1 pseudogene is annotated in these 557 nt (G+C 40.2%); it reads right to left on the reverse strand.

The annotated features are described in order from the left end of the window. Positions 1–557, reverse strand: a pseudogene (locus tag R8N49_RS29490) (chromosome segregation protein SMC); the annotation flags it as partial.

Consider the following 557-nt stretch of genomic DNA (forward strand, 5'->3'; position numbering starts at 1 on the left):
CAGAAGCTGCCAAAACATAGTTTTTAGGGCGCTGAAGAGAAAGCACTTGAACGTGTCGTTCACCTTTTTGAGGCATAAAGATGTAGGATTCCGCGCTTTTAGCTGCTTTTGAACCTATCGTTTGATGTGTATCTTTAAAAAACTCCTCACCATGGCACGCCATAATAATTTGCTTGGCATTGAAGAACTCATCTTTAAATAAAGTTTCTCTGATTGCTTGTCTATGTTCGTCATCGATTGCATTAACTGGATCATCGAAGATCAACAGCGGACAATCCGTTTTGATGTTTTTGGCAAGCAATATCGCTAAACCTAAACAGCGAATGTGACCTTCACTGAGTACATGTAAAGCGTCGAAGTGTTTCTCAGGCTCTGCTTGGAAAGAAATCTTCAAGCGTTGGTTTTGTCCAAGTGGTAACTGAACTGCCGCTAGCTTATCGTTTGGAGAATCATAGCGATTGAATGCATTGTATAGCTCCGTTACTTTTTCACTCAAATCAGCAACTAGCTTAACTGGCAAAGCATTTTTATACGCATTAAGCTTCTCTACAAAGGAT

The organism is Vibrio sp. 1978 (genome assembly GCF_033344345.1).